This window comes from Saccharomonospora iraqiensis subsp. paurometabolica YIM 90007, from assembly GCF_000231035.2.
GTDB lineage: Bacteria > Actinomycetota > Actinomycetes > Mycobacteriales > Pseudonocardiaceae > Saccharomonospora > Saccharomonospora paurometabolica.
In genome coordinates, this window is the sequence record NZ_KI912218.1 from 46882 (window position 1) to 50786 (window position 3905).

Below are 3905 nucleotides of genomic sequence, written 5' to 3' on the forward strand. Positions count from 1 at the left end.
CGCGCTGACCCGGGCCGGGTTCGGCGGGGCCGCCTACGCCGCGCTGCTGCGCAGGCTGCACGCCGCGGTCTACGCCGACTGACCTCCCCGGGCCGCGCTCGCGCTCTGACGGCGGGTGTGGACCGGTCCGCCGTGGGTATCCGACGGGCATGCCCGGTCCCGGTCTCGTGCTGTCCACCTACCTCAACGACCACTACGCGGCGGCGGTCGCCGCGGCCGAACTGGCCCGTCGGATGGCCGCGCAGCGGCGGGGGAGTCCCGACGCGTCCGAGTACTCGGCGTTGGCGGGCGAGGTCGCCGACGACGCCCGCGCCCTGCGGGTGATCCTGTCCGAGCTGGGGGTGCCCGTGCGCCGGTACAAGACGGTGGCCGCGTGGCTCGGGGAGAAGGTGGGCAGACTCAAGCTCAACGGCCGGGTGCGGACCCCGTCCCCGGCGAGCCCGGTGGTGGAACTGGACGGCCTGGGCATGCTGATCACCGCCCGGGCGGGCGTGTGGCGCAGTCTGCTGACCGTCGCCCGGCACGACGACCGCCTCGACGAACGGGAACTGATCGAGCTGCTGGGCCGGGCCGACCGGCAGGCGGACACGGCCCGCCGGTTGCAGGGCCGCGCCGCCGAGACGGCGTTCGGCGCGTCGGAGGAGACGGTCGGCTGACGCCGTCCCGTTCCGTTCCGCGGGCGGTGTGCGCCGGAACGGGACGGAACGATTCCGTGCGGTGGCCGGGTCGGTGTTCCCGGGAATTTCCCGTGTGGGGTACACAGGGTGATCGGTATGATCGTCGGTGTAGCCACGGAGCGGGAGGTCGGATGAGCATCGCCGGAACCAGGGTCGTCCGTGTCGAGGACCAGAAGCTGATCACGACGGGCGGGACCTACCTCGACGATCTGCGGGACCCGGCGCTGACCGGCGCCGTGCACGCGATGTTCGTCCGCAGCCCGATCGCGCACGCCACGATCACCGCGATCGACACGTCCCAGGCCCGCGCCGCCGAGGGGGTCGTCGCGGTCTACACCGCCGCCGACCTGGACCTGGAGCCGGGTGCGGCGGGGCCCGTGCCGCAGCCGTGGCTGGCCGACGGCGTGGTGCGCTACGTCGGCGAACCGGTCGCACTCGTGCTGACGGAGCGGCGGTACCAGCTGGCCGACGCCGCTGAACTGGTCGACGTGGACTACGAACCGCGCGACGTGGTGTCCGGCCTCGACGCGGCCCTGGCCGACGACACCGTGCTGCACCCGGAGATCGGGTCGAACACGGTCCACACCCACGGCGGCGACTTCGCCGACGACACGTTCGACGGCTGCGAGGTCGTGGTGACCCGCACGCTGGACAACCAGCGCGTCGCCCCCGCGCCGCTGGAGGTGCGGGGCGCGGCCTGTGCCTGGGGCGACGACGGCAGGCTCACCGTGTGGCTGTCCACCCAGAACGCCCAGTTGGCCCGCACCGCGATCGCTCAGGGGCTGGGTACCGACCCCGAACGGGTCCGGGTGATCACCCCGGACGTCGGCGGCGGGTTCGGCGCGAAGATCGGGGCGGACCCCGAGGCGGTCGTGCTCGGCTGGGCGGCCTCGGCGGCGGGTAGGCCGGTGCGCTGGACGGAGGACCGCAGCGAGAACCTGACGGCGATGACGCACGGCCGGGCCCAGCGCAACACCGTCACGATCGGTGGCCGTCGGGACGGCACGGTCGAGGCGGTGCGGCTGGAGGTCGTGCAGGACGCGGGCGCCTACCCGCGCACCCTGTTCCTGCCGATGCTGACCGAACTGATGGCCGCCGGTGTCTACCGGTTCCCCCGGGTCGAGACGGCCAGCCGGGCGGTGGTCACCAACACCACCCCGATCGCCGCCTACCGCGGCGCGGGCCGGCCGGAGGCCACGGCCGCGATCGAGCGGGTGCTGGACATCTTCGCCGCCGAGATCGGCGCGGATCCGGCGGAGGTGCGCCGGACGAACTTCATCCCGCCGGAGGAGTTCCCGTACACCACCCCCACCGGCGCCACCTACGACACCGGCGAGTACGCGGAGGCCCTGGACCGGGTGCTGGAGGCGGGCGGCTACGCGGACCTGCGGGCCGAGCAACGGCGCCGACGCGAGGCCGGGGATCCGGTCGCCCTCGGACTGGGGCTGGCCAGCTACGTGGAGATCACCGGGGCGGACCGGGGCGGGGAGAGCGGCCGGGTGGACATCCACCCGGACGGCTCCGTCACCGCCTACACCGGCAGCTCCCCACACGGCCAGGGGCTGGACACGACGCTGGCGATGCTGCTGTGCGACCAGCTCGGCGTGCCGATGGACCGGATCACCATCCGGCACGGCGACACGGACGAGGTGCCCGCGGGTGTCGGCACGATGGGGTCGCGGTCGTTGCAGGCCGGCGGCTCCGCCGTCCGGCGCGCCGCCGACGAGGTGATCGAGAAGGCCCGGAAGATCGCCGCCGAACACCTGGAGGCCGCCCCGGACGACCTGGAACTCGACCCGTCCGCGGGGCTGTGGCAGGTGCGCGGCGCCCCCACCGCGGCGACCGTCACCTGGGCCGAGGTGGCCGCACGGGCCGCACCGGGGGAGTTGTCGGCCGACGTGTGGTTCGGCGACGGCGGATCCACCTACCCGTTCGGCGCGCACCTCGCGGTGGTGGAGGTGGACACCGAGACCGGCAAGGCTGCGCTGCGGCGGATCATCGCGGTCGACGACGCGGGCCCGGTGATCAACCCGGTCACGTTCGCCGGGCAGCGGCACGGCGGCCTCGGCCAGGGTGCGGCGCAGGCGCTGCTCGAGGTGATGGACTACGACGCCGACGGCAACCCCACCACGGCCACGCTGGCGGACTACTCCTTCGTCACCGCGACCGAGCTGCCCGACTTCGACCTGGTCGAAATGGCCACCCCCACCCCGGAGAACCCGTTGGGAGTGAAGGGCATCGGGGAGGCCGCCACCATCGGGTCGACCCCGGCGGTGCACAACGCCGTCGTCGACGCGGTGGCGCATCTCGGGGTGACCCACATCGACATGCCCACGACCCCGCTCCGGGTCTGGCAGGAACTCGCACGAGTACGGGAGGCGGACTGAACGTGCGCATCACGATGGACATCAACGGACGGACGGTCTCGGCCGACGTCGAGGACCGGACCCTGCTCGTGCACCTCCTGCGCGACGAGATCGGGTTGACCGCCGCCAACATCGGCTGCGACACCACCTCGTGCGGCGCCTGCACCGTGCTGCTGGACGGCGAGTCGGTGAAGTCGTGCACCGTGCTGGCCGCCCAGGCGGACGGGCACGCGGTGACCACACTGGAGGGACTGGAGGGTCCGGACGGCGAGGAACACCCGGTGCAGCGCGCGTTCCGCGACCAGCACGGCCTGCAGTGCGGCTTCTGCACCCCCGGCATGATCATGGCCGGGGTGTCGCTGCTCGCCGACAACCCGCGGCCGACGCGGGAGCAGGTGCGCTCCGGCCTGGAGGGCAACCTGTGCCGGTGCACGGGCTACCACAACATCGTCAACGCGGTGATGGACGCCTCGGGACAGGAGGTGCGGCAGTGATCCCGGCCGGACTGGAGTACCGACGTGCGTCCTCTGTGGACGACGCCCTCGGTGTGCTCGCCGAACACGGCGACGACGCGAAGCTGCTGGCCGGGGGACACTCCCTGGTGCCGTTGATGAAGCTGCGCCTGGCCGCCCCGGAGCTCGTCGTGGACGTCGGTGCGCTGGACGAGCTGCGCTACGTCCGGGACGAGGGGGACACCCTCGCGATCGGCGCGTTGAGCCGCTACCGCGACCTGGAGCGGGACCCGCTGCTGGGTGCGCACGCGCCCCTGCTGGCGCACGTCTCCGGCGAGATCGGCGACCGGCAGGTGCGCCACCGCGGCACGATCGGCGGGTCGGTGGTGCACGGCGACGCCGCCGCGGAC

At 73.5% G+C, this 3905-nt stretch carries 4 protein-coding genes; all 4 read left to right on the forward strand.

Features of this window, described 5'->3' with window-relative positions:
* Positions 1–149: 149 nt before the first annotated feature.
* Positions 150–656 (forward strand): hypothetical protein, encoded by a 507-nt coding sequence (locus SACPADRAFT_RS0207295; protein WP_007026806.1) that lies wholly within the window; start codon positions 150–152, stop codon positions 654–656.
* Between the two features lie 152 nt (positions 657–808).
* Positions 809–3064, forward strand: a complete 2256-nt coding sequence (locus tag SACPADRAFT_RS0207300) for a xanthine dehydrogenase family protein molybdopterin-binding subunit (protein ID WP_007026807.1) — start codon at positions 809–811, stop codon at positions 3062–3064.
* A 2-nt stretch (positions 3065–3066) separates the two neighbouring features.
* Positions 3067–3537: a (2Fe-2S)-binding protein gene (locus SACPADRAFT_RS0207305; protein ID WP_007026808.1), complete on the forward strand. Its 471-nt coding sequence runs from the start codon at positions 3067–3069 to the stop codon at positions 3535–3537.
* Positions 3534–3905: FAD binding domain-containing protein (locus SACPADRAFT_RS0207310; protein WP_007026809.1), on the forward strand; the 372-nt coding region annotated here is incomplete at its 3' end. The genes SACPADRAFT_RS0207305 and SACPADRAFT_RS0207310, both read left to right, overlap by 4 nt.

Coding starts and splice junctions, on each gene's coding strand:
- SACPADRAFT_RS0207295 (WP_007026806.1), top strand. CDS start 150: ATGCCCGGTCCCGGTCTCGTGCTGTCCACCTACCTCAACGACCACTAC.
- SACPADRAFT_RS0207300 (WP_007026807.1), top strand. CDS start 809: ATGAGCATCGCCGGAACCAGGGTCGTCCGTGTCGAGGACCAGAAGCTG.